Genomic DNA, 25,147 nt, shown 5'->3' on the forward strand with positions numbered 1-25,147 from the left:
ACTCCTTACGCCTTCTCGATCTGCACCAGATTGGTGTGCTGCGGATTGCCTTTTGCCAGCGGCGAAGGGCGATGGGTGGTCAGCGTGTTGATGCACGAACCGTGGTCGACACGGTCGCCGTTCATGTTGGCATCGTGCCAGGCACCCTGGCCCATGGCGCTCACGCCCGGCATGATGCGCGGCGTGACTTTCGCCGGAATGCGTAGTTCACCGCGATCGTTGAAGACGCGAACCATATCGCCGTTTTTGATGACGCGCTTCTCGGCATCCACAGGGTTGAGCCAGACCTCCTGGCGGCAGGCGGCCTTCAGCACGTCGACGTTGCCGTAGCTTGAGTGGGTGCGGGCCTTAAAGTGGAAGCCAAAGAGCTGTAGCGGGAAGGTGCTGCGCTCTGGCGCGTCCCAGCCGTCAAAGGTAGAGGCGTAGACCGGCAGCGGACTGATGGTTTCATCTTTTTCCAGCTCCCAGGTGGCCGCAATCTCCGCCAGCCTGCTGGAATAGATCTCAATTTTGCCGGATGGCGTTTTAAGTGGGTTAGCGTCCGGATTGTCGCGGAATTTTTTATAGGCCACAAAGTGTCCATTCGGATCTTTGCGCTTATAAATGCCCATTTTTTTCAGTTCATCATAGGACGGCAGCTGCGGATCTTTTTCGAGCATTTTGGCGTACAGATACTGCAGCCACTGTTCCTGGGTGCGTCCCTCGGTAAAGCGCTGGTGGATATCCGGCCCGAGGCGTTTTGCCACCTCGCTCATGATCCAGTAGATGGGTTTGCGCTCAAACTTAGGTGCGGTTACGGGCTGGAGGAAAATCAGATAGCCCATGTTGCCCGCGTAGTCGTTAGGAATGATGTCTTCCTGCTCGACGGTCATGAGGTCTGGCAGCACGATATCGGCATATTTCGCCGACGACGTCATAAAGTTGTCGATCACCACGATGGTTTCGCACTGGCTTTCATCCTGCAAAATGTCGTGCGTTTTGTTGATGTCTGAGTGCTGGTTGATGATGGTGTTACCGGCGTAGTTCCAGATGAACTTAATCGGCACATCCAGCTTATCTTTACCGCGCACGCCGTCGCGCAGGGCGGTCATTTCCGGGCCGCGGGCGATGGCGTCGGTCCAGCTAAAGCAGGAGATCTGCGTCTTCACCGGGTTGTCCGGCAGCGGCATTCGCTCGATGGTAATGGTGTAGGTAGACTCACGCGCGCCGCTGTTACCGCCGTTGATGCCCACGTTGCCCGTCAAAATGGGCAGCATGGCAATAGCGCGGGACGTTAGCTCGCCGTTTGCCTGACGCTGTGGCCCCCAGCCTTGGCAGATATAGGCCGGTTTTGCCGATCCAATTTCACGCGCCAGCTTGATGATGCGATCGGCTGGAATACCGGTGATGCGCGAGGCCCATTCCGGCGTTTTTGCCGTGGCATCGTCGCCCTGGCCGAGAATATAGGCTTTGTAGTGTCCGTTGGCAGGTGCGCCTTCCGGCAGCGTTTTTTCATCGTAGCCTATGCAGTATTTATCGAGGAACGGTTGGTCAACGAGGTTTTCATCAATCAGCACCCACGCGATACCGGCAACCAGCGCGGCATCGGTGCCTGGGCGGATGGGTATCCACTCGTCTTCACGGCCGGCGGCGGTATCGGTATAGCGCGGGTCGATAACGATCATCCGCGCATTCGAACGTTCGCGGGCCTGTTCAAGGTAGTAGGTGATCCCGCCGCCGCTCATGCGGGTTTCGGCCGGGTTATTGCCGAACATCACTACCAGCCTGGTATTTTCGATATCCGAGGTGCTGTTACCGTCGTTGCTGCCGTAGGTATAAGGCATTGCGCAGGCAATCTGCGCGGTGCTGTAGGTACCGTAGTGGCTAAGGAAACCGCCGTAGCAGTTCATCAGGCGTGCCACCAGTGAGGCATAAGGGGAGGAGCGGGTGATGTTACCGCCAACGATCCCAGAGGAATAGTTAATGTAGACCGCTTCGTTACCGTATTTTTCCACCACATTTTTCAGGCTTGCGGTGAGGGTATCCAGGGCTTCATCCCAGCTGATACGCTCAAATTTGCCTTCACCGCGCTTACCCACGCGCTTCATTGGATAGTTCAGGCGATCGGGGTGGTTGATGCGACGACGAATTGAGCGTCCGCGCAGGCAGGCCCGCACCTGGTGATTTCCATAAACATCTTCGCCAGTATTGTCCGTTTCGACCCAATAAACTTCGTCATCACGGACGTGCAGGCGCAGCGCGCAGCGGCTGCCGCAGTTGACCGAACAGGCTCCCCACACCACTTTATCCTGGGCAGGTTGCACGGCGCTTTGCACCGCGGCAGCAGCACTTTTCACGCCAAAAGGTAACGAGATCCCACCCGCGGCAAGTGCCAGAGATCCAATCGCGGTAGATTTCACCAGAGTTCGACGGCTAATACCGCCGTGATGTTCAACATCAGACATAACTCACCCCATCATTGTAATTGCGTATTATTTTCACCCGTGATTACAACCGGGCTAATGATGGGGTGAGTGTTACTTATTTGTGGGTATTAAATATTAATCCTCATCAAATCAAGGGGGATTGGAGGTGAAAAATTATTGCGGCTCAGCGGGGGCACTGTCCTGATTGCCGGATGCTGCACCGCTGCCCGTGCGTGTGTACAAAATTTTAAAGGTATCGTTGGCACAATGCCCAACGACCTGCGCATCCGGCTGGTCTGCCTGATCGTTAGGAACGATGTTCAGGGTGAAGCCGGACTCCGGTACGCCGTTATTGACGATCTTCTGCTGGATGTCGCTTTTTACGCGCTCGCAGGAATCGGGGGCAGCCAGAGCGGCCGTTGAGGCGCTCATTAACAGCAGGGCGGTAATCCAGGGTAACCGTTTCATCTGTAGCTCCTTTTCTCTGTGTGTAGGGTAATTTTAGCAGGGATCATGTAAGTATTTGTTTTTTGACTAGTACATTCTGAATAATCTTATGAAAATGGATATCCGGCGCAGCTCAACGGGCGTTGCGGCGAGATCGGGGATTCGTTTATCACCAAATTCGTGTTTTCCATTATAGAATCTGGATATGCCTGCCATGGGCAGCAGGGTGCGCTTGAGCACATTGCTTAACCACTACGCGTTAAGCCACTGTATTTGCTAATATGACTGGCAATAAACTTTCTGCATCGGTAAATGACGTGAAGAAATACGCAGCGATAACGCTACTGGCGACAGCATTGATGGGGTGCGATGACAATTCCGCACCGCTTTCATTTACGCCGGAGATGGCGAGCTTCTCTAATGAGTTTGATTTTGACCCCTTACGCGGGCCGGTCAAAGACTTTACCCAGACGCTCTTTAACGACAAGGGCGAAGTCTCAAAACGTGTGACGGGCACGATGTCGGCAGAAGGGTGCTTTGATACCCTGGAACTCCACGATCTGGAAGCTAATACGGGCGTTGCGCTGGTGCTGGACGCCAATTATTACATCGATGCCGAAACTCAGCAGCAGAAGGTTAAACTACAGGGTAAATGCCAGCTGGCGGAATTGCCGTCCGCCGGCGTAACCTGGGATACCGACGACAACGGTTTTGTGGTGGCGGCGCACGGCAAAGAGATGGAGGTGAAATATCGCTATGACGCCGATGGCTACCCGCTGGGGAAATCCACCGTCTCCGGGGAACAGCGCCTGTCGGTGCAGTCAACGCCGTCAAAAGATTTGCGCAAAAGGCTGGATTATTCTGCCGTGAGCCTGGTCAACGACAAGCCGCTGGGCAAAGTGCAGCAGAGCTGTGAGTACGATCGCCACAATAATCCAGTGAGCTGCGATCTGAATATCACCGATGACAGCGTCACCCCCGCCGTAGAGCGTAAGTACACCATTAAAAACAGCATTGAATATTATTGAGAATAAAACCGCGCAGGCTACTGCGCGGTTGGTTTCAACAGGCTGGCGCTGCTCGATTTATGCCCGGCCAGATGCTGATGCTGGAAAATGCACATGCGGATGGTATTGCGGTATTCACCGTTGATAAAGAACTCATGGATCAGTTCACCTTCCACCATAAAGCCGAGCTTACGGTAGATATGGATCGCTTTTTCATTCTCTTTATCCACGATCAAATACAGCTTGTACAGATTCAGGACGTTGAACCCGTAGTCCATCGCCAGCCTGGCCGCGCGTGAGGCGAGGCCTTTTCCCTGATGCTCAGGCGAAATGATGATCTGGAATTCAGCCCGACGATGAACGTGGTTAATCTCCACCAGCTCAACCAGACCGGCTTTTTCGCCTTCGCACTCCACTACAAAGCGGCGTTCGCTCTGATCGTGAATGTGCTTGTCATACAGATCCGACAGCTCGACAAACGCCTCGTAAGGCTCTTCAAACCAGTAGCGCATCACGCTGGCGTTGTTGTCGAGCTGGTGGACGAAGCGCAAATCTTCTCGCTCAAGCGGGCGAAGCGTGATGTCGTGCATCGCTGACCTCACGGCGCAACCGTACGGCCGGTACGACGATCCAGGCAGCGCAAGGTGTTTGGCTCCCAGTATGCGTTGGTATTCGCGCTCTGCTGGCATTTGTCGCGCGCATCAAAGGCGACATCTTCTTTGTCCCACTCTTTTTCCGCGCGTTTGTTGACCTTCTGGCGCAGGTTGCGGGTGTCATTCCATTGTTCTTTGTCCATTGCTGCGTTTTGACGGCTTTGCGCGCTGTCCCCAGACTCAATGATGAGTTTGCTGGTTTCGGCAGTGGCCGTCGCGCTCCAGGCGAACGCAGAGAGTGCCAGTGCGGCAGTCAGGCAAAGGCGTTTGCTTAATGTAGTCATAGCGTTTCCTTTTAAATGGTGCAGATAATCAGGTTATCTCAGCTGGATTCTACACCAAAGCGAAATTGCGGCATACCCGCGCAGCAGGTATGGAAAAGTAAAAGCCATTATCGGGTAAGATGTTTAAATCAATCCTCACGAAACGTAACAATGATCAAAACGACGCTGCTTTTTTTTGCCACCGCGCTGTGTGAAATCATCGGCTGCTTCCTGCCCTGGCTCTGGCTGAAGAAAGGGGCATCGGTGCTGCTGCTGGTCCCGGCCGGAATTGCTCTTGCGCTTTTTGTCTGGCTATTAACGCTGCATCCCGCCGCCAGTGGGCGAGTTTATGCGGCATACGGCGGGGTATATGTTTGTACTGCATTGCTGTGGCTGCGCGTGGTGGATGGCGTCAAGCTCAGCGTCTACGACTGGGCGGGCGCGCTCGTTGCGCTGTGCGGCATGTTGATTATCGTAGCAGGCTGGGGGCGCGCGTAAGCGCCCTCATTTTGTGATCGCGGGCTGATTTTACGATCATCATACTTGTATGGTAGTAGTGTAGTTGCGTAAATTTCCTCCATCACAACGAGCGATGTAAGGAACTGGATTATGAAGATTGTCGGGGCCGAAGTATTTGTGACCTGCCCGGGGCGCAACTTTGTCACTCTCAAAATTACCACCGACGAGGGGATTGTGGGCCTGGGTGACGCCACGCTGAACGGGCGCGAACTGTCCGTGGCCTCTTACCTGAAGGATCACCTTTGCCCACAGCTGATTGGTCGCGATGCGCATCGCATCGAAGATATCTGGCAATTCTTCTATAAAGGTGCCTACTGGCGTCGTGGCCCGGTCACTATGTCGGCAATTTCTGCCGTCGATATGGCGCTCTGGGATATCAAAGCTAAGGCCGCCAATATGCCGCTCTACCAGCTGTTGGGCGGCGCGTCCCGCGAGGGCGTAATGGTTTATTGTCACACCACCGGCCACACCATTGATGACGTGCTGGAAGATTACGCCCGTCATAAAGAGATGGGTTTCAAGGCAATCCGCGTGCAGTGCGGCGTGCCGGGAATGAAAACCACCTACGGCATGTCTAAAGGAAAAGGGCTGGCGTACGAGCCTGCCACAAAAGGCGACTGGCCGGAGGAGCAGCTCTGGTCCACCGAGAAATACCTCGACTTCACGCCAAAGCTGTTTGATGCGGTGCGCAGCAAGTTTGGCTTTAATGAGCACCTGCTGCACGACATGCACCACCGCCTGACGCCGATTGAAGCGGCGCGCTTTGGTAAAAGCATTGAAGAGTTCCGCATGTTCTGGATGGAAGATCCGACACCAGCGGAGAACCAGGCGTGCTTCCGTCTGATTCGCCAGCACACCGTCACGCCAATCGCCGTAGGTGAAGTGTTCAACAGCATCTGGGATTGCAAACAGCTGATCGAAGAGCAGCTTATCGACTATATCCGCACCACCATTACCCATGCGGGTGGGATTACGGGGATGCGGCGCATTGCTGACTTTGCCTCGCTGTACCAGGTGCGTACCGGTTCACACGGCCCGTCGGATCTGTCACCGATTTGTCACGCCGCGGCGCTGCATTTCGACCTGTGGGTGCCAAACTTCGGCGTGCAGGAATACATGGGCTACTCCGAACAGATGCTGGACGTCTTCCCGCACAGCTGGCGCTTCGACAACGGCTATATGCATCCGGGCGACAAGCCGGGGCTGGGCATTGAGTTTGACGAGAAGCTGGCGGCGAAATACCCCTACGATCCGGCCTATCTGCCGGTGGCCCGTCTTGAAGACGGCACGCTGTGGAACTGGTAACCGAGGAGCAAACGATGAAAAGCGTAGTCATTCAACAGCCGAACGAACTGGTGATTGAAGATCGTCCACTCCCGGCACCTGCTGCAGGCGACGTGCGCGTCAAAATCAAGCTCGCCGGGATTTGTGGTTCAGATAGCCATATCTACCGTGGGCATAACCCGTTCGCTAAATACCCGCGCGTGATCGGTCACGAATTTTTTGGCGAGATCGATGCCACAGGCGAGGGCGTAGACGGTGCTCGTCTTGGTCAGCGCGTCTCGGTTGACCCGGTAATCAGCTGCGGACACTGCTATCCGTGCTCCGTCGGCAAACCAAACGTCTGCACCTCGCTGGTCGTGCTGGGCGTCCACCGTGACGGCGGCTTCAGCGAGTACGCGGTGGTGCCTGCAAAAAATGCCTGGCCCATTCCGGATGAGATCCCCGATAAACACGCCGTTATGGTTGAACCCTTCACCATTGCGGCCAACGTGACGGGCCATGCAAAGCCGACCGAACAGGACGTGGCGCTGATTTACGGCGCGGGCCCGATGGGGCTGGTCACCGTACAGGCGCTGAAGGGCGTCTACAAGGTCAAGCAGGTCATCGTTGTCGATCGCATCGACGAGCGCCTGGCGATGGCGCAGCGCAGCGGCGCGGACTGGGTCTTTAACAACGCTGAACAATCGCTGCAGGCCGCGCTGGAAGAGAAGGGGATCAGGCCAACGTTAATCGTTGACGCTGCCTGCCACCCGTCGATACTGCAGGAGGCGATTACCATGGCCTCTCCGGCTGCGCGCATTGTGCTGATGGGCTTCTCCAGCGACCCGAGCCAGATCGTACAGCAGGGGATCACCGGCAAAGAGCTGTCGATTTTCTCCTCGCGGCTGAATGCCAACAAATTCCCGGTCGTGATTGACTGGCTGAAGAAGGGGCTAATCGACCCTGAAAAACTGATTACCCATACTTTTGACTATCACCACGTTTCAGACGCAATCGAACTGTTTGAAAAAGACCAGCGGCAGTGCTGTAAGGTCCTACTCACGTTCGGCCAATAACAATTCACGCGGTTAAGAGCCTGCGCAGACAGGCTCTATGTGGTACGCATCTTACCTTTCAGAGATAGCCATTATGACGCAAGCACAACCTCAAAGAACGACATCAGACCTGGTGAAAGCCGCCGTTTCCGGCTGGCTGGGCACGGCGCTGGAGTTTATGGATTTCCAGCTCTACTCGCTGGGCGCAGCCCTGGTTTTCCACGAAATCTTCTTCCCGGAACAGTCCGCCGCGATGGCGCTGATACTGGCGATGGGGACTTACGGCGCGGGCTACATTGCGCGTATCGTCGGGGCCTTTATTTTCGGCAGAATGGGCGACAGCATTGGCCGCAAAAAGGTGCTGTTTATTACCATTACCATGATGGGGATCTGTACCACCCTCATTGGCGTCCTGCCAACCTACGCGCAGATCGGCATTTTCGCGCCGGTGCTGCTGGTGACGCTGCGTATTATTCAGGGCCTGGGCGCTGGGGCTGAAATCTCCGGCGCAGGCACCATGCTGGCGGAGTACGCGCCGAAAGGGAAGCGCGGCATCATCTCCTCGCTGGTGGCGATGGGCACCAACTGCGGCACGCTGAGCGCCACCGCAATCTGGGCGGTGATGTTCTTTGCCCTGGATCGTGAAGAGTTAATCGCCTGGGGCTGGCGCGTGCCGTTCCTGGCAAGCGTCGTGGTGATGATCTTCGCAATCTGGCTGCGAATGAACCTCAAAGAGAGTCCGGTATTTGAGAAGGTAAACGACGCTGACGCGGCAGCACCGGTAGCGACACAGGAAACCTCGCTGGGCGCGATGTTTAAGAGCAAGTCCTTCTGGCTGGCAACCGGCCTGCGTTTTGGTCAGGCGGGCAACTCAGGTTTAATTCAGACCTTCCTGGCGGGATATCTGGTGCAGACGCTGCTGTTCGATAAAGGCATTCCGACCGATGCGCTGATGATAAGCTCCATCCTCGGGTTTATCTCTATCCCGCTGCTGGGCTGGCTGTCGGACAAGGTGGGGCGTCGTCTGCCGTACATCATTCTTAATATTTCAGCCATCATCCTGGCGTACCCGATGCTGTCGATCATCGTTGACAAGAGCTACGCGCCGGGCGTGATCATGCTGTCGATTATCGTTATCCACAACTTCGCGGTGCTGGGGCTGTTTGCCCTGGAAAACATCACCATGGCAGAGATGTTTGGCTCGCGTAACCGCTTTACCCGCATGGCGATTTCTAAAGAGGCCGGTGGCCTGGTGGCGGTGGGCTTTGGCCCTGTGCTGGCGGGGATTTTCTGCAATATGACCGGTTCCTGGTGGCCGATTGTCGCGATGCTTATCGCCTATTCAGCGATTGGCCTGATTTCTGCCGTATTAATGCCAGAAGTGCGCGACCGCGATCTGAGCATAGCGGAAGACGCGGCTGAATCTCCTGAGAAAGCGTCTGTCGCTTACGGGGCACTTTCATCGCGGCGCTAGCGGTTTATATCTTGAGTGACCTGTCACACAACTTTTCATTCATGTCACACCACATGGACAAAAGTTAATATAAATCAATATCTGAAACTGCAGTATCAGTATGGTTAATGGCAGATATTTTTTACCTCAACTGCCATTCTAGTTGGTGTAGTCAGCAGGCGCAGCCGCTCTGACAAGAGAGCGGCTGCGGATCGCAGCGTAGTTAAATTAACGAGTCTCAATCATGGAAAACCGGTTATTACAGGCGAAAGCGACGCTTCCTCAATACGATCGCGATAGCCTCAAGGCACGCATTGTTCATTTAGGTTTTGGCGCATTTCACCGTGCGCACCAGGCGGTGTACACCGACATTCTGGCGGCTGAACACGGCAGCGACTGGGGGTACTGCGAAGTTAACCTGATTGGTGGGGAACAGCAGATTGCCGACCTCAAGGCGCAGGGTAATCTGTACACCGTGGCGGAGATGTCTGCCGATGCGTGGACGTCGCGCGTGGTCGGCGTGGTCAAAAAGGCGCTGCACGCTCAGGTTGACGGACTGGAAACCGTCCTGGCCGCGATGTGCGAGCCTCAGATTGCTATCGTTTCGCTGACCATCACCGAGAAAGGGTACTGTCATTCCCCGGCGACGGGTCAACTGATGCTCGATCATCCGTTTATCGTCGCAGACCTGCAGAACCCGCACCAGCCGAAATCCGCGCCGGGCGTGGTTGTAGAAGCGCTGGCGCGTCGCAGGGCGGCGGGACTGCCTGCTTTTAGCGTCATGTCCTGTGACAACATGCCGGAAAACGGTCACGTGATGCGTAATGTGACCTGCGCCTACGCGCGTGCGATCGACAGCGACCTGGCAGACTGGATTGAGGCGAACGTGACCTTCCCGTCGACCATGGTCGATCGCATCGTGCCTGCGGTGACGGCGGAAACGCTGGATAAAATCGAACAGCTGACCGGCGTTCGCGATCCGGCGGGCGTGGCCTGCGAGCCGTTCCGCCAGTGGGTGGTCGAAGACAACTTTGTTGCGGGGCGTCCTCAGTGGGAAAAAGCGGGTGCCGAGCTGGTTTCAGACGTCATTCCGTTTGAAGAGATGAAGCTCCGTATGCTTAACGGCAGCCACTCGTTCCTGGCGTACCTTGGCTATCTGGCAGGATACCAGCACATCAACGACTGCATGGAAGACGCGAACTACCGCGCGGCAGCACATGCGCTGATGCTGAAAGAGCAGGCGCCAACGCTGAAGGTGAAAGGCGTTGATTTGGGCCGTTATGCCGATATGCTGATAGCCCGCTACAGCAATCCGGCATTGCGTCACCGCACCTGGCAGATCGCGATGGACGGAAGCCAGAAACTTCCGCAGCGTATGCTTGATTCCGTGCGCTGGCATCTGGTGCATCAGAAAAGCTTCCCGCTGCTGGCGCTGGGCGTCGCGGGCTGGATGCGTTACGTCGGCGGCGTGGACGAGCAGGGCAATGCAATTGAGGTAAGCGACCCGCAGCTGGCAATCATTCAGGCGGCGGTAGAGGGTAGCGCTGAAGGCGAAAGCCGCGTGAAGGCGCTGTTGGGCATAGAGGCTATCTTCGGCAACGAGCTGCCGCAGGAGGCTGTCTTTGTGGATGCCGTCATGAAGGCGTATCAGACGCTGCTGCAGAAGGGGGCGAAAGCCACGGTTGCGCAGTACGTGGCGCAGGTTTAATCCCTGACATGCCGCCGTTCGCGGCGGCATGACATTGCACTGTTAGTGCATTCCCAGACGAATCAGCTCAACCGGTTCGAACTTCCCTTCGCATCCTTCCACTTCCACCGTTTTGCTACGGCGCACCTGCGCGGCGTCGAGGCCCTCGCTGTGAATCGCTTTAATCAGGCCGGTGCGGCCCGTGCCGCTGATCATGACCCGGCTGCCGGTGGTAATGGCGTTGCGGTTACGGTCGTATGTCATCATGGTATTTTCTCCTCTCTCACTATCCGCTACGGCGCTATTTCACGTCTCGCCGTTGACGGGCATTATTAATACGCCTCTCTTCGCATAAATTATTTGCTTCCGATCAAGATCACACTTTTTTCTCCGTTCTGAATGCCGCTGACGGTTCAGGACGGTAATTTACAAAGTGGACAGTTATTTTCCTTAATGGATAATTTACCCCTGCAAGCGTTGAGCGTTTGTTTATATTGCCAATGGCACTCTTAAGGCAGGAAATAATCCTCTCATCGGAATAAGGAGTCAGGCTTATGTACAAGAAGATTTTGATGCCTGTTGATGTGTTTGAAATGGACTTGAGCGATAAGGCGGTGCGCCACGCGGCCAACCTGGCGAAGGCAGAAGGCGCGTCGATTACCCTGGTGAACATTCTGCCCAACAGCAGCCGCTCGCTATTGCGCGGGTTCAACGCCGATATCAAGAAGTTCGAAGAGTATATGACCGTCGAGTCCGAGAAGAAAATGACGGCGTTGAAGCGGCTCTTCGATATTTCACCGAACGATATTCACTGCAAAGTCTGTTTTGGCAACGTGCGTGACGAAATAATCAGGCTAAGCAAAGAGGGGGATTATGACGTAATTGTTATCGGTTCGAAAAACCCGAGCATGACAACCCACCTGCTCGGCTCGAATGCCGAATCTATTTTACGCTATGCCACCATCCCGGTACTGGTCGTTCGCTAATAAACATTGCCGCTGCCGAAAGGCGGCGGCAAATTTATTCCTCGCTAAACCACTCGCTGTTTTCCTGACGAATAAGCTGCACCGATTCGCTAATTTCCTGCAGGTGCAGGGTCATCGCTTTTTCAACACCCTCCGCATCACGCTTATCCAGCGCATTGAAAATGTCCTGGTGCTGTCGAAGCAGCATTTCGGGCGGCGAAACGTGATCCAGGCTCATATAGCGCACGCGGTCAATGGTGGCCTTAATATTCTCGATGGTATCCCACGCCAGCTGGCAGTCGGCAATTTGCGCCAGCTTCTGGTGGAACTCATCGTCCAGCTGGAAAAAGTCGTTCAGCTGTTTACGGTCAATCGCAATGCGCTGCTGGTGCAGATTTTGTTCCAGCAGGTAGATCTGGTTTTCGTTTATCAGCGATGCGGCCCGGCGCACCACGGCACACTCAATGGCCTGGCGCACGAAACAGCCGTTCCGCACCTGCGAGAGCGAAATTTTATTCACATAGCTGCCGCGCTGCGGGCGGATCTGAATCAGGCCGTTTTCCGCGAGCTTAATAAACGCTTCGCGTACGGGCTGACGAGAAACGTCAAAACGTACGGAGACCTCTTTTTCAGAGAGCGGCGTTCCCGGCGGGATCAGGCAGTGGACAATGTCGCGTCGTAAAATACGGTAGATTTGCTGATTAACGGGCTGGGTAGGATTGAGTTGCGATTCAGCGGCCATGGGTTGTGATTTCTCAGAGAGTTAACCTGAACATACTACCATTCTTTTGCCCCGCATCACATACCCGGCCCGCAGGCCGGGAAGGGCAGATTAGCCGCGATGCACGTTCAGCCCGGCAAAGCTTTGGCTGACCGGCATCATTTCAACGGTATTAATGTTGACGTGTTTTGGCAGCGTCGCCACCCACCAGACCGCTTCGGTGATATCTTCCGGCGTCAGCGCATTGGCGTTTTCATAGGTTTTATCCGCCTTCGCGTCATCGCCCTTGAACCGCACGTTGGAAAACTCGGTGCCGCCCACCAGGCCCGGCTCGATATCGGTGACGCGAACGGCGGTACCGTGCAGGTCGGTGCGCAGGTTCAGGCTGAACTGGCGCACAAAGGCTTTGGTCGCGCCATAGACGTTACCGCCCGCGTAGGGCCAGCTGCCCGCGGTAGAGCCGATGTTAATGACGTGACCGCGATTGCGCTCGACCATGCCTGGCAGCACCGCGCGGGTCATATACACCAGCCCTTTATTGTTAGTGTCGATCATGTTTTCCCAGTCTTCGACGCTGGCTTTGTGCGCAGGCTCCATGCCCAGCGCCAGGCCGGCGTTGTTAACCAGCACGTCGATCTCACGCCATTCGGCGGGCAGGTTCGCCAGCATCTCTTCGATGGCGGCGCGATTGCGTACGTCCAGCTGCGCGGTCAGGATGCTGTCGCCTAAATCGTCCTTCAGCTCCTGCAGACGCTCCTGACGACGACCCGTTGCAATCACCTTATGGCCGTTGGCGACGAAGCGACGCGTGATGCTTTCACCAAAACCCGCTGTCGCCCCGGTAACTAAAATAATCATCTCACTGTTCCTCAACGCTTTTTATGTAGTACTACCATAGCACGCTCTCCGCCACGCCGTTAAGGCAACATTTGTATAACGGCATTGCAGGCTCTGGCCCGCTGGCCTACTCTGGGGGGATATACCGTATTAAGGAGTCAACGATGTCGGTCAATAATCCTTTTTTTGAAATCAGCCAGTTGCCCTATCAGGCGCCGCGTTTTGACGCGATTAACGATAGCCACTATCGCCCGGCATTTGATGAAGCGATGCGCCAGAAGCGAGCCGAAATCGAGGCCATCATCGCGCAAGCTGCCGCTCCGGACTTCAACAATACCGTTCTGGCGCTGGAAAAAAGCGGTGCCATGCTATCGCGCGTCAGCAGCGTTTTCTTCGCCATGACCTCTGCGCACACCAACGATTATCTTCAGGAGCTGGACGAGCAGTTTTCGACCGAGCTGGCGGAGCTGGCGAACGATATCTGGCTCAACGATACGCTTTTCTCGCGCGTGGAGAGCGTCTGGCAGGATCGCGCCACGCTGGATGCCGAATCCCGTCGGCTGGTGGAGGAGACGTACCAGCACTTTGTGCTGGCCGGCGCGCGTCTGAGTTCCGCAGAGAAAGCGGAGCTGAAATCGCTGAATACTGAGTCAGCCTCCCTGACCAGTCAGTTCAACCAGCGCCTGCTTGCGGCGGATAAAGCGGGCGGGCTGGTCGCTGAGTACGTGCATCAGCTTGAGGGATTGAGCGCTGATGAGATTGCCACTGCCGCGCAGGCTGCCGCCGAGAAGGGGCTGAAGGATCGCTGGCTGATCCCGTTGCTGAATACGACCCAGCAGCCTGCGCTCTCGGCGCTGGCCAACCGTCAGACCCGCGAAAACCTGTTCAAAGCCGGATGGGAACGCACCCAGAAGGGCGATGAACACGACACCCGACAGCTGATCCTTCGCCTCACCGCGCTGCGAGCACGTCAGGCAAAACTGCTGGGTTTTGCGGATTATGCGAGCTGGAGTACGGCCGACCAGATGGCCAAAACGCCCGCCGCCGCGCTGGCCTTTATGCGCGGGATCGTCCCAGCGGCGCGCGCCCGGGCAGCGGTGGAGCTGGCGGATATCCAGAAGGTGATTGATGACGAACAGGGCGGTTTTACCGCGCAGGCGTGGGACTGGGCATTTTACGCCGAGCGCGTGCGCCTGGCGAAATACGCGCTCGATGAATCGCAGGTTAAGCCCTATTTTGCGCTTAATACCGTCTTGCTCGACGGCGTGTTCTGGGCCGCCAGCCAGCTGTTTGGCATCGGCTTCGTGGAGCGGTTTGATATTCCGGTTTATCACCCTGACGTTCGCGTATGGGAGATTTTGACCACACGGGCGAAGGCATGGCGCTGTTCTACGGTGATTTCTTCGCCCGCGATTCGAAGGGCGGCGGGGCGTGGATGGGGAACTTCGTTGAGCAATCCTTCGAATTTGCCGCGCGGCCGGTGATCTACAACGTGTGTAACTATCCAAAACCGGCGAGCGGGCAGACCGCGCTGATCTCCTGGGATGATGTCATCACCCTGTTCCACGAGTTCGGCCATACCCTGCACGGCCTGTTCGCCAGCCAGCGCTACGCCACGCTTTCAGGCACCAATACGCCGCGCGACTTCGTGGAATTCCCGTCACAAATCAACGAGCACTGGGCCAGCCATCCCCAGGTCTTTGCGCACTATGCCCGCCACTACGAAACGGGTGAACCGATGCCGGAGGGGCTGCGCGATAAAATGCTTAACGCGACCCAGTTCAACAAAGGTTACGACATGACGGAGCTGCTGAGCGCAGCGCTGCTGGACATGAACTGGCACAGCATTGACGGTGCCGTCGACGGCGTAGAGGCATTTGAAGCTGAAGCGCTCAACAAAGAGGGGCTGGATCTGCCGGCGGTTCCGCCGCGCTATCGCAGCAGCTATTTCGCCCATATTTTTGGCGGCGGCTACGCGGCGGGCTACTACGCGTATCTGTGGACGCAAATGCTGGCCGACGATGGCTATCAGTGGTTCGTCGAGCAGGGCGGCTTAACGCGGGAGAACGGGCAAAAATTCCGCGAGGCGATATTGTCGCGCGGGAACAGCAGCGATCTGGAAGCGCTGTACCGCGACTGGCGCGGACACGATCCCCGTATTGAACCCATGCTGGTGAATCGCGGGTTGAGTGCGTAAGGGGAATGTGGTCTGCTACCTGAGTCGGGCGTCATGCCCGGCTTTGAGGGAAATAAGGTCACGGCCTTAGGTTAAAACAGAGATAACGTAGCGAGCAAAGCAGGTGAGGGATGATGGCGTACCTGGACTATTTATTAACGTTTATTGAGAGCAATCCTGCACTTGCAATAGGTTTTAACATCATACTGTTAATTATCTCCGGTTTTTTTGCACATCTTATGTGCAAATTCCTGTTAATTAAAGTTGTCAGAAGAGTGTTCTTTTCCAGCCATAAGCAGGACGTTCCATTAGAAAAGGATCGTCGAATCGCTGAAAAGCTCTCTAATTTTGTTCCGGTTATCATCGTTTATTACGTATTACAGTTTATGCCGAATATGCCGGCATCGCTGGTTACGGCGATAAACACCATTTGCGGGATTCTATTTTTTGTTTTCCTCTCGGTATTTTTCAACGAAATGCTGGATATTGTTAACAGCTCCTATCTGCGAAAAACCAAGCGGAAAAACCACTCCATAAAAGGCTACATCCAGATAGGGAAAATTTTAGTCCATATCATTGCAGCCATCATGATTATCGCGGTGATGTCGAATAAATCACCGGCCATTATTATTTCAAGCCTCGGTGCGGTTGCTGCGGTGCTTATGCTGGTCTTTCAGCATACGCTGCTTTCCCTTGTCGCCAACGTTCAGCTTTCGTCAAACGACGTGCTTCAGCTCGGCGACTGGATTGAAATGCCGGATAAAAACCTCAGCGGAGAAGTGACGGATATTGCGCTGCACACCATCACCATACGCAACTGGGATAATACGATTTCACGTATTCCGACAAAGAATTTCTTAACAGAAACCTACACTAACTGGCAGGCAATGTTTTCCTCGGGGGCGCGCAGGATAATGCGCAGCACCACCATCGATCAGCATTCGGTGGTGTTTCTCAATCAGGAGATACTGGCACCTATGCTGGGAATACGCGGGGTGAGTGAACCGCTGGCGAAGCTGCTCGATGGCCGCGATCCGCTGGGCGTTGCCGACAATTGGTTTGTGGATAATGGGCTGACTAACTTAACGCTGTTTCGCCATTATATGATGGCTTACCTTGCTGAACGACCCGATATTATCAAGGATATGTACATCGTGGTGAGAACGTTAAAGCCGTCGGCATCGGGGATCCCGCTGGAAATATACTGCTTTACCACGTCCACAATGTGGATGGATTATGAAAATACGCAGTCGGCCATTTTCGAATATATCACGGCGGTTGTGGAGAAATTTTCGCTTCGTTTATACCAGTATCCGGCAGGACACGACTTCTGGCGTTTGTCGCAGGAAAGTGAAAAAGGCCGGGCGTAATGCCCGGCACCTTATGCTTACGCGATCGCGTTAGGACATTCTTCACCCTTTTCCAGCTGCTGCAAATTCCCCAGCGTGGTTTCCGAAATGCTGATTAGCGCTTCGGCGGTGAGGAACGCCTGATGGCCGGTGAACAGCACGTTGTGGCAGGCGGACAGGCGGCGGAAGACGTCATCCTGAATCACGTCGTTGGACTTGTCTTCAAAGAACAAATCGCGCTCGTTCTCATACACGTCCATCCCCAGCGCGCCAATCTTCTGCGTTTTCAACGCTTCGATCGCCGCCTGGGAATCAATCAACCCGCCGCGGCTGGTGTTGACGATCATCACGCCGTCCTTCATCTGGTCAAATGCCGACTGGTTGAGCAGGTGATAGTTTTCCGGCGTCAGCGGGCAGTGCAGGGAGATCACGTCTGACTGCGAGAACAGCGTGGACAGATCGACATACTCTACGCCCAGCTCCAGCGCGGCAGCGCTTGGGTAAGGGTCAAACGCCAGCAGGCGCATGCCAAAGCCCTTGAGGATGCGCAGGGCAGCCACGCCGATTTTACCGGTGCCGATCACGCCTGCGGTTTTACCGTACATGGTAAAGCCGGTCAGGCCTTCCAGAGAGAAGTTGGCGTCGCGGGTGCGCTGATAGGCGCGGTGAATACGACGGTTCAGGGACATCATCATGCCGATGGCGTGTTCCGCTACCGCTTCCGGGGAGTAGGCCGGAACGCGAACCACCTTCAGATCCAGCTCTTTTGCCGCATCAAGATCCACGTTGTTAAAGCCCGCGCAGCGAAGGGCAATGTACTTCACGCCCTGCTTTTTTAACTCTTCGAGCACCGGGCGACTGCCGTCATCGTTGACGAAGATACAGACGGCTTCGCACCCGTGCGCGGTTTTGGCGGTTTTCTCGGTCAGCAGAAAGTCGAAAAATTCAAGTTCGAATCCATAAGTCTCGTTAACATGTTGCAGATACTTTTTGTCGTACTGCTTTGTGCTATAAACGGCGAGTTTCATAAGACTTTCTCCAGTGATTTTGCATTCACGTTAGCATGATTAAAATAATCTTACAATTTATAAAATATTATTGAATTCAATAAGTTCTATGAATAATGATAGAGCATCTATCCTTAAAAATGGCATACGCTTCAACTGACTGGCTAAACATGCGACAATGATCGGCACTGTCGGCTTAATTCTTTCGCTAAATCAGGATATTAACTGCCCATGAAGGGTAAATACAAAGCCGTAATTGCGCTATTACTGCTGTTAATTGTTTTGCCGCTTACGCTGCTGATGACGCTCGCCCAATGGGTGCCAACCTTAGCAGGGATCTGGCTACCCGTCGGAACCCGCATCGCCTTCGAAAAAAGCCCCCGACTGACCCGCCACGCTATCGTTATTCCCGATCTGCGCTATCTGGTTGAGGATTGCGAGATTGCCAGCGTAAAAAACGCCACGCTGTCCCATCCCAGCCGCTGGAAGCTGGAAATCGACGCGCTGGAGCTGAACGCCGTGTGCTTCAGCAAAATCCCTCAGTCTGCGCCTTCGACGGTCGCGCCCAAAACGCTGGCGCAGTGGCAGGCGGTTTTACCTAAAACCTGGATTGCCGTTCACTCCCTTAGGCTCTCACCCTGGCAACAGTGGCAGGGGGAACTCCATGCGTCACTCACGCCGGAGACTCAGGAACTCACCTATAACGGCGAGCAGGTGAGCATCAACGGTCGGCTGCGTGGTCAGACCCTCACCGTCAGCCAGTTTGACGTACTGCTTCCCGACCAGCCGGAGCCTGTGAAGCTGGTGGGGGAATTCACCCTGCCGCTGGTTCCGGACGGCGTGCCCGTTAAAGGCCACGCTGTCGCGACGTTTAACGTGCCACAGTTAACGTCTCTGGTCGATGCCGATCTCGACTGGGAGGAAAATCAGGGGCAGCTGGTGGTCATGGCGCGCGATAATCCTGAACCACTGCTCGACCTGCCGTGGCAAATCACGGCGGAACAGCTGAACATCAGCGATGGCCGCTGGCACTGGGTTCTGTCCGGCATGCCGCTGAGCGGACGCGTTGGCCTGAGGGTGGACAGCTGGCAGCAGGGGCTTGAGAACGCCATTTTTACCGGGCGTCTAAACGTGCTGACGCAGGGCGATGCCGGTAAAGGCAATGCCGTGCTCAATATAGGGCCCGGCAAGCTCAGCATGGAAAACAACAACATGCCGCTTCACCTGAGCGGCGAGGCCAAGCAAAACGATCTTATTCTTTACGCTAAACTTCCGGCAAAGCTGACCGGCAGCGTCAACGATCCGCAGCTTACGTTCGAACCGGGTGCGCTTTTGCGTTCTCGTGGGCGCATTATTAACGCTCTCGATATCGATGAAATCCGCTGGCCGCTGGCAGGGGTTAAGCTCACCCAGAAAGGTGTAGACGGTCGCCTGCAGGCTATTCTGCGTGCGCATGAAAATGAGATGGGCGATTTTGAACTGCACCTTGACGGACAGGCCAATGACTTTCTGCCCGATAACGGCCTGTGGCAGTGGCGCTACTGGGGAAAAGGCGGCTTTACGCCCATGCATGCCCGTTGGGATGTGGCGGGTAAAGGCGAGTGGCGCGACAGGCTTATCGAACTCACCGATCTTTCCACCGGCTTCGACAGGCTCCAGTACGGCACCATGGAGGTGAGCAAACCGCGCCTGGTGCTGGATAGCCCGGTACGTTGGTATCGCGATCCGGCCAACCCAAAATTCAGCGGTGCGCTCTCGCTGAATGCCGGACAAACGTCGTTTTCGGGGGGGAGCGTACTGCCGCCGTCGGTGCTCACCTTTAGCGTGGACGGCACCGAACCGACCCTCTTCCAGTTCAAAGGCGACCTGCACGCCGACAAGATTGGCCCGGTACGGGTAAACGGGCGCTGGGATGGCGAACGCCTGCGGGGGCAAGCCTGGTGGCCGAAGCAGTCTCTTACCGTATTCCAGCCGCTCATCCCGCCAGACTGGAAATTGACCCTGCGTGAAGGTGAGCTTTACGCGCAGGTGGCGTTCTCGGCGGCAGCCGATCAGGGCTTTGAGGCAGGCGGCCACGGCGTGCTGACGTCCGGCAGCGCGTGGATGCCCGACAATAAAATTAACGGCGTCGATTTTGTCCTGCCGTTCCGCTTTAGCGAAGGAACCTGGTCGCTCGGCACGCGTGGGCCGGTAACGCTGCGCATTGGTGAGGTTGAAAACCTGGTGACCGCGCGCAACATCACCGCCGATCTGCAGGGCGACTATCCGTGGACGGAAGAGAACCCGCTGCTGCTCACCAACGTGAAGGTTGAAACCCTCGGCGGGAAAATTACCATGCAGCAGCTCAGGATGCCGCAGCACGATCCGGCGCTGCTGCGGGTAGACAATATCTCTTCCAGCGAGCTGATCGGCGCCGTCAATCCCAAGCAGTTTACAATGTCAGGGCCCGTAAGCGGGGCGCTGCCGTTTTGGCTGGATAACGAAAAATGGATCATCAAAGATGGCTGGCTGACCAATCCGGGGCCGATGACGCTTCGTATCGACAAAGACACGGCGGATGCCATCGTGAGCGATAATATGGTGGCGGGGGCAGCGATTAACTGGCTTCGCTATATGGAAATTTCCCGTTCGTGGACAAAACTCAATGTAGATAACCTGGGTGAACTCACCATGCAGGCCACCATCAAGGGAACCAGCCGGGTTGACGGCAAAAGCGGTTCGGTGAACCTCAACTACACCCACGAAGAGAACATTTTTACCCTCTGGCGCAGCCTGCGCTTTGGAGACAACCTGCAAACATGGTTTGAGCAACATGCGGCAATACCCAGTGCCCGCAGTGCTACCGGCAAGGAAAGTGAGGATCAACGATGAAAATGAGGGCAGGTGTACTCACCGTCGCCGCTGTCGCGCTGCTGAGCGGCTGTACGCCACGCATTGAGGTGGCCGCGCCAAAGGAGCCGATCACCATCAACATGAACGTAAAAATTGAGCACGAGATCCACATCAAGGTCGATAAAGACGTTGAATCCCTGCTGAAATCGCGCAGCGATCTGTTCTGAGGACGCCATGAAACGATTAGCTCTTATTTTACTGGCGCTGGGCATGAACGTGCAGGCGGCAACGCTCACCTTAAATGACGCCCGGGCGCAGGGGCGCGTGGGGGAAACCCTGAGCGGCTATATCGCGCCTGTCAAACAGGATGCCGAAACGCTGGCGCTGGTGAACCGCATTAACGCCGCGCGGACGGAAAGCTATCAGAAGCTTGCCGACAGCAATAACCTGCCGGTGGATGAAGTGGCGAAGATGGCAGGGCAAAAGCTGGTCGCGCGCGCGCAGCCGGGTGAATACGTGAAGGGAATTAACGGAAAATGGCTGAAAAAGTAGCTAGCGGCAACGCTTGCGGTACTCTCCGGGCGAAACGCCAAACCGCTGCTTAAACGCCGTAGAAAAATGGCTATGGTCGGCAAATCCCCAGCTGTAGCCAATCCCCGCCAGCTTTTCATCATCTCCGGCTGAACGCAGCACCTGCGCGCAGAGGTCGAGTCGGCGGTTTTTAATATACTGCGCCACCACCAGGCCCTTATCGGCAAACATGCGGTACAGGCTGCGCACCGACATCCCGCTCTCTGCGGCAATCCACTCCGGGCGCAGGGTTTCCGCCTGAATATGATCGTCAATCAGCGACAGCACGTTCTGGAACTGGCGTTCCTTACGCGGCGGGGCCGCTTCCCGCTGCTGAAACGCCGGACGCAGCAGGCAGACCATCGCCTCCAGCGCCGCTTCGCTTTCCCGATCGCTCAGGTCGGCATTGCCCATGCTCTCCTGCAGCAGGCGGTGGCTCAGCTGAACGGTAGGCAGGGTGCGTGAGAGCGTGAGCGCGCAGCTTACCTCCTGAAAACGACACTGCTGTTCAATAATCTGGCGCGGCACAAGCAATGAAATCTGGCGGGACTTTTCCTGCCAGTAGATGGAGCAGGGGCGCGAGGCGTCAATGAGCGTAATGTCCCCAGATTTGAGGATGGAGCGACGGCCGTCCTGTTCAATCTCCGCGCCGCCGTCGAGCTGAAACACGGTGTAGAACCACGCGTCGTTGCTGGTTTTTATCTCCTGACGCGTGCGGAAGAGGTTTACGCCCGCGGCGGTCACGGTGCTGAGCTTCAGGCTGCGGGCATAGCTGGTTTCCAGTTCGCCAATAAATTCGCCCTCAAGTGGGCGAGCGTCAAAACGCCCGCAGACCTGGTTAATTTGCGCCAGCCACTGCTGATATTTTTCCTGCTCGCTTGCACACGCCATCGTTTATCCCGCTGCACCGTCAATGTTTTTGCATTGTTGCATTTGTGTTGCATTTTGTCAGAGCCTTGAGGCTGACTATAGGAAAGAACACTCACCGGGAACAGCGGTATAAGCCGGAATTATCACGATTTGCGGAGCCTGTCACAGGTGGCAAAGCGAATGTCAGAGAGACAAAAGCGAGAATGCGAAAGCCCTCGTAGACTGCATTAACACCCTGCGAATAATAACGAAGGAGTACCCTATGTCAGAATCACAGGTCGCAATCCTGCCGGGCGTGCAGCAGTTTTTAGACCGCCATCACGGGCTGTGGATTGAAGGACGACAGACCGCATCCGACAGCGAAAAGCGGTTAAACGTCTATAACCCGGCAACGGGAGATATTATTGCCTCTACTGCCGATGCCAGCGTTGATGATGTCGATCGGGCGGTGATGTCCGGCTGGCGCGCCTTTGTTGCCCGTTCCTGGGCAGGCAAACTGCCCGCCGAGCGTGAGCGTATCCTGCTGCGTTTTGCCGATCTGGTTGAACAACATAGCGAAGAGCTGGCACAGCTTGAGACGCTGGAGCAGGGCAAATCGATCAATATCTCTCGTGCGTTTGAAGTCGGCTGCACCCTGAACTGGATGCGCTACACCGCCGGGCTGACCACGAAAATTGCGGGGAAAACCCTCGACCTCTCAATCCCCCTACCGCAGGGAGCGCGCTACCAGGCCTGGACGCGAAAAGAGCCTGTAGGCGTGGTTGCCGGCATTGTCCCCTGGAACTTCCCGCTGATGATTGGCATGTGGAAGGTGATGCCCGCGCTGGCGGCGGGGTGTTCCATCGTTATCAAGCCTTCTGAAACGACGCCGCTGACGATGCTGCGCGTTGCGGAGCTGGCGAGTGACGCGGGCATACCTGAAGGCGTGTTCAATGTGGTAACGGGCAGCGGCGCGGTGTGCGGTGCTGCGCTGACGTCGCATCCGCATATCGCCAAAGTGAGCTTCACCGGCTCTACGGCAACGGGAAAACAGATCGCGCGCGCGGCGGCAGATACGCTCACGGGCGTGACCCTGGAGCTGGGCGGCAAAAACCCGGCCATCGTGCTGAAGGATGCCGACCCGGCCTGGGTGATTGAAGGGCTGATGATGGGGAGCTTCCTGAACCAGGGGCAGGTCTGCGCCGCCAGCTCGCGCATCTACATTGAAGCGCCGCTGTTCGATACGCTGGTGAGCGGTTTTGAGCAGGCGGTGAAATCCCTGAGCGTCGGGCCGGGCATGTCGCCGCAGGCGTTTATTAACCCCCTCGTCTCGCGTGCCCACTGCGATAAAGTGCAGACCTTCCTCGATGAAGCAAAATCAAAAAGCGCGGAGCTGATTGTCGGCAACGTCGGCCCGTCCGGCAAAGGCTATTACGTTTCGCCTACGCTGGTGGTCAACCCGGATGCGGCGCTGCGCCTGACCCGTGAAGAGGTGTTCGGCCCGGTGGTGAACCTCATACGCGTAGCCGACGGCGAAGAGGCGCTACGGCTGGCGAACGATACCGAATACGGGCTGACGGCCAGCGTCTGGACGCAGAACATCAGCAGGGCGCTGGAGTATACCGACAGGCTGCAGGCGGGCACCGTGTGGGTAAACAGCCACACGCTGATTGACGCCAACCTGCCGTTCGGCGGCATGAAGCAGTCCGGTACCGGCCGTGACTTTGGCCCGGACTGGCTGGACGGCTGGTGCGAGACCAAGTCGGTTTGCGTGCGCTACTAGTAAAAGCAAAAGGCAACCGGGAGGTTGCCTTTTTAGTGTGTGTTCCCTCTCCCGTGGGAGAGGGTCAGGGTGAGGGCATCAGGCCACACCGGGCTAATTTCGTAGGCCGGGTTAGCGCAGCGCCACCCGGCATTTTTTAATGCGACCACCGGTCCCGCCCGGCCTCTTTCGCACGGTAGAGCGCCGCATCGGCGCGGGCGATGATCTCGGGACCGGCCAGACCGTCCACCATCCCCGCAATGCCCATACTTGCCGTGACAGCATCGCTGACTTTTGAGGCGCGGTGGGCAATCGCTTCAGCCCGTAACCCCTCCTGAATGCGAATCGCCACCTGTTCCGCCATCGCTTCCGGGCAGTCAAACAGGATCACCACAAACTCTTCGCCGCCGTAGCGGGAAACAACGTCATGGGGCGTGCGCACCGATTTTTTCAGCACCTGCGCCACGCGCGTCAGGCACGCGTCCCCGGCCTGATGACCGTAGGTGTCGTTGTAAAGTTTGAAGTAGTCGACGTCCAGCATAATCAGCGAAAAGGCCTTTTTCTGCTCGACGGCGTTTTCCAGCACGGTTTCCATTGCCCGACGGTTAGCCGTCTGGGTTAAGGCATCCAGATGCGCCAGCGCCTCGAGCCGCAGAATGAGGCGCTGATTCTGCTGGTTACGCCGCCAGGCTTCCTCAAACCAGCTTAAAAGGATGAAACGTCCGCAGACCAGAATGAGGGTGAAAACTCCCCACGGAACCGCAAAGCGGAGGCTAACTTCGTGATTAAGGACGATGCTCGCGGCAGGCAGGGCGAGCCAGAGGGGTAGAATAAATGACAATAGCCCCGAAAGGTGGAAATAGAGGGCCGCCATCCCCGCCAGCAGCAGAACGGTAAATATTGGCCACGCGTGGGGGATCTGGACCACGGCGATGAGCAGAAAGCTACACATTGCCCACATCAGGCTGCAAATGAACAGAACGATGCCGATCCCGGCGATATGCCGCCAGGCCATAACCACCAGCGCTGCCGAGAGGATGATAACCCCTAACATGGAGGTATCCACCACCATTGTAAGCTGTTTTGCGGCGCCAATGAGGCTGTCGATATTGCCGAAAAATACGTTGCGGAACAGGATCATGAGCGCGAAGCTCGCGTTCACGAAGGCCAGCCACGGCAGGTTCATGGCAAGGCCGTGGCGCACCATCGATTTTCGCGTGGGCCAGGTTGCCCGTTCAGGCGTCGTATTGTGTCTTTTTTCTATCACAGCCGATTTCCGTATCAATAGGTGTATAAAAATACGGGCGGACGCGCCGCCCGTGATGCG

Annotated in this window: 22 protein-coding genes and 1 pseudogene; 13 read left to right on the plus strand and 10 right to left on the minus strand. The window is 56.1% G+C overall.

Going from position 1 to position 25,147, the window contains the following annotated elements; translation table 11 throughout:
* Positions 1–5: 5 nt before the first annotated feature.
* Both ynfE and VPX56_RS10810 read right to left on the minus strand, forming a co-directional pair.
* Positions 6–2,444 carry a selenate/tellurate reductase subunit YnfE gene (gene ynfE, locus VPX56_RS10805; RefSeq protein ID WP_326471687.1) on the minus strand — a complete coding sequence of 813 codons (2,439 nt, stop codon included), beginning with the start codon at positions 2,442–2,444 and terminating at the stop codon, positions 6–8.
* 135 nt (positions 2,445–2,579) lie between these two features.
* Entirely contained in the window at positions 2,580–2,873 is a 294-nt protein-coding gene (locus tag VPX56_RS10810) for a DUF1161 domain-containing protein (protein ID WP_263609475.1), read from the minus strand.
* 296 nt (positions 2,874–3,169) lie between these two features.
* Here VPX56_RS10810 and VPX56_RS10815 point away from each other — a divergent pair, with 296 nt between their 5' ends.
* Positions 3,170–3,880, plus strand: coding sequence for a YnfC family lipoprotein (locus VPX56_RS10815; protein WP_326472027.1), 711 nt, complete (start codon positions 3,170–3,172; stop codon positions 3,878–3,880).
* A 17-nt stretch (positions 3,881–3,897) separates the two neighbouring features.
* Here VPX56_RS10815 and speG read toward each other — a convergent pair whose 3' ends face one another.
* Positions 3,898–4,449, minus strand: a complete 552-nt coding sequence (speG, locus tag VPX56_RS10820; RefSeq protein WP_131632787.1) for a spermidine N1-acetyltransferase — start codon at positions 4,447–4,449, stop codon at positions 3,898–3,900.
* A gap of 8 nt (positions 4,450–4,457) precedes the next feature.
* Positions 4,458–4,796: a DUF1283 family protein gene (locus tag VPX56_RS10825; RefSeq protein WP_131632786.1), complete on the minus strand. Its 339-nt coding sequence runs from the start codon at positions 4,794–4,796 to the stop codon at positions 4,458–4,460.
* Between the two features lie 150 nt (positions 4,797–4,946).
* Between VPX56_RS10825 and VPX56_RS10830 the strand changes: the two genes are divergently transcribed.
* The 5 genes from VPX56_RS10830 to VPX56_RS10850 all read left to right on the plus strand — a co-directional run bounded on the left by VPX56_RS10830 (position 4,947) and on the right by VPX56_RS10850 (position 10,773).
* Entirely contained in the window at positions 4,947–5,273 is a 327-nt protein-coding gene (locus VPX56_RS10830) for a YnfA family protein (RefSeq protein WP_131632785.1), read from the plus strand.
* A 111-nt stretch (positions 5,274–5,384) separates the two neighbouring features.
* On the plus strand, positions 5,385–6,599 hold the full coding sequence (manD, locus tag VPX56_RS10835; protein ID WP_131632784.1) for a D-mannonate dehydratase ManD: 1,215 nt from the start codon (positions 5,385–5,387) through the stop codon (positions 6,597–6,599).
* Between the two features lie 14 nt (positions 6,600–6,613).
* Positions 6,614–7,633 carry a Zn-dependent oxidoreductase gene (locus VPX56_RS10840; RefSeq protein ID WP_326471696.1) on the plus strand — a complete coding sequence of 340 codons (1,020 nt, stop codon included), beginning with the start codon at positions 6,614–6,616 and terminating at the stop codon, positions 7,631–7,633.
* A 73-nt stretch (positions 7,634–7,706) separates the two neighbouring features.
* On the plus strand, positions 7,707–9,086 hold the full coding sequence (locus tag VPX56_RS10845; protein WP_131632782.1) for an MFS transporter: 1,380 nt from the start codon (positions 7,707–7,709) through the stop codon (positions 9,084–9,086).
* Positions 9,087–9,309: 223 nt separating this feature from the next.
* Positions 9,310–10,773: a mannitol dehydrogenase family protein gene (locus VPX56_RS10850; RefSeq protein WP_326471698.1), complete on the plus strand. Its 1,464-nt coding sequence runs from the start codon at positions 9,310–9,312 to the stop codon at positions 10,771–10,773.
* 42 nt (positions 10,774–10,815) lie between these two features.
* On the opposite strand, the gene ydfZ is transcribed toward VPX56_RS10850, so the two are convergent.
* Positions 10,816–11,019, minus strand: coding sequence for a putative selenium delivery protein YdfZ (gene ydfZ, locus VPX56_RS10855; protein ID WP_131632780.1), 204 nt, complete (start codon positions 11,017–11,019; stop codon positions 10,816–10,818).
* A gap of 287 nt (positions 11,020–11,306) precedes the next feature.
* Between ydfZ and VPX56_RS10860 the strand changes: the two genes are divergently transcribed.
* Positions 11,307–11,738, plus strand: a complete 432-nt coding sequence (locus VPX56_RS10860; protein WP_131632779.1) for a universal stress protein — start codon at positions 11,307–11,309, stop codon at positions 11,736–11,738.
* Positions 11,739–11,772: 34 nt separating this feature from the next.
* On the opposite strand, the gene VPX56_RS10865 is transcribed toward VPX56_RS10860, so the two are convergent.
* On the minus strand, positions 11,773–12,459 hold the full coding sequence (locus VPX56_RS10865; protein WP_326471704.1) for a GntR family transcriptional regulator: 687 nt from the start codon (positions 12,457–12,459) through the stop codon (positions 11,773–11,775).
* 90 nt (positions 12,460–12,549) lie between these two features.
* Positions 12,550–13,296 (minus strand): bifunctional NADP-dependent 3-hydroxy acid dehydrogenase/3-hydroxypropionate dehydrogenase YdfG, encoded by a 747-nt coding sequence (gene ydfG / locus VPX56_RS10870; protein ID WP_131632777.1) that lies wholly within the window; start codon positions 13,294–13,296, stop codon positions 12,550–12,552.
* Between the two features lie 143 nt (positions 13,297–13,439).
* Between ydfG and dcp the strand changes: the two are divergent.
* Together dcp and VPX56_RS23070 are read left to right on the plus strand one after the other, a co-directional pair.
* A pseudogene (gene dcp / locus VPX56_RS10875) lies at positions 13,440–15,472 on the plus strand (peptidyl-dipeptidase Dcp).
* Positions 15,473–15,585: 113 nt separating this feature from the next.
* The gene (locus VPX56_RS23070; protein ID WP_131632817.1) at positions 15,586–16,821 is read left to right on the plus strand and encodes a mechanosensitive ion channel family protein; all 1,236 of its coding nucleotides are present in this window, start codon (positions 15,586–15,588) and stop codon (positions 16,819–16,821) included.
* A 17-nt stretch (positions 16,822–16,838) separates the two neighbouring features.
* On the opposite strand, the gene VPX56_RS10890 is transcribed toward VPX56_RS23070, so the two are convergent.
* Positions 16,839–17,828, minus strand: a complete 990-nt coding sequence (locus VPX56_RS10890) for a 2-hydroxyacid dehydrogenase (RefSeq protein WP_326471706.1) — start codon at positions 17,826–17,828, stop codon at positions 16,839–16,841.
* A gap of 210 nt (positions 17,829–18,038) precedes the next feature.
* Between VPX56_RS10890 and VPX56_RS10895 the strand changes: the two genes are divergently transcribed.
* Genes VPX56_RS10895 through VPX56_RS10905 form a run of 3 tightly spaced genes read left to right on the plus strand, consistent with a single transcriptional unit; the run spans position 18,039 to position 21,191 of the window.
* Positions 18,039–20,678 carry a YdbH family protein gene (locus VPX56_RS10895; RefSeq protein ID WP_326471708.1) on the plus strand — a complete coding sequence of 880 codons (2,640 nt, stop codon included), beginning with the start codon at positions 18,039–18,041 and terminating at the stop codon, positions 20,676–20,678.
* Positions 20,675–20,866, plus strand: coding sequence for a YnbE family lipoprotein (locus VPX56_RS10900; protein ID WP_131632773.1), 192 nt, complete (start codon positions 20,675–20,677; stop codon positions 20,864–20,866). Before VPX56_RS10895 ends, VPX56_RS10900 begins: the two co-directional genes overlap by 4 nt.
* Positions 20,867–20,873: 7 nt before the next feature.
* Entirely contained in the window at positions 20,874–21,191 is a 318-nt protein-coding gene (locus VPX56_RS10905) for a YdbL family probable chaperone protein (RefSeq protein ID WP_131632772.1), read from the plus strand.
* On the opposite strand, the gene feaR is transcribed toward VPX56_RS10905, so the two are convergent.
* Positions 21,192–22,100, minus strand: coding sequence for a transcriptional regulator FeaR (gene feaR, locus VPX56_RS10910; protein ID WP_131632771.1), 909 nt, complete (start codon positions 22,098–22,100; stop codon positions 21,192–21,194).
* A 241-nt stretch (positions 22,101–22,341) separates the two neighbouring features.
* Here feaR and VPX56_RS10915 point away from each other — a divergent pair, with 241 nt between their 5' ends.
* Positions 22,342–23,841 carry an aldehyde dehydrogenase family protein gene (locus tag VPX56_RS10915; protein ID WP_326471716.1) on the plus strand — a complete coding sequence of 500 codons (1,500 nt, stop codon included), beginning with the start codon at positions 22,342–22,344 and terminating at the stop codon, positions 23,839–23,841.
* A 136-nt stretch (positions 23,842–23,977) separates the two neighbouring features.
* On the opposite strand, the gene VPX56_RS10920 is transcribed toward VPX56_RS10915, so the two are convergent.
* Positions 23,978–25,084, minus strand: a complete 1,107-nt coding sequence (locus tag VPX56_RS10920) for a GGDEF domain-containing protein (RefSeq protein ID WP_326472031.1) — start codon at positions 25,082–25,084, stop codon at positions 23,978–23,980.
* Positions 25,085–25,147: the final 63 nt, after the last annotated feature.

This window comes from Enterobacter wuhouensis, from assembly GCF_035835995.1.
GTDB lineage: Bacteria > Pseudomonadota > Gammaproteobacteria > Enterobacterales > Enterobacteriaceae > Enterobacter > Enterobacter wuhouensis.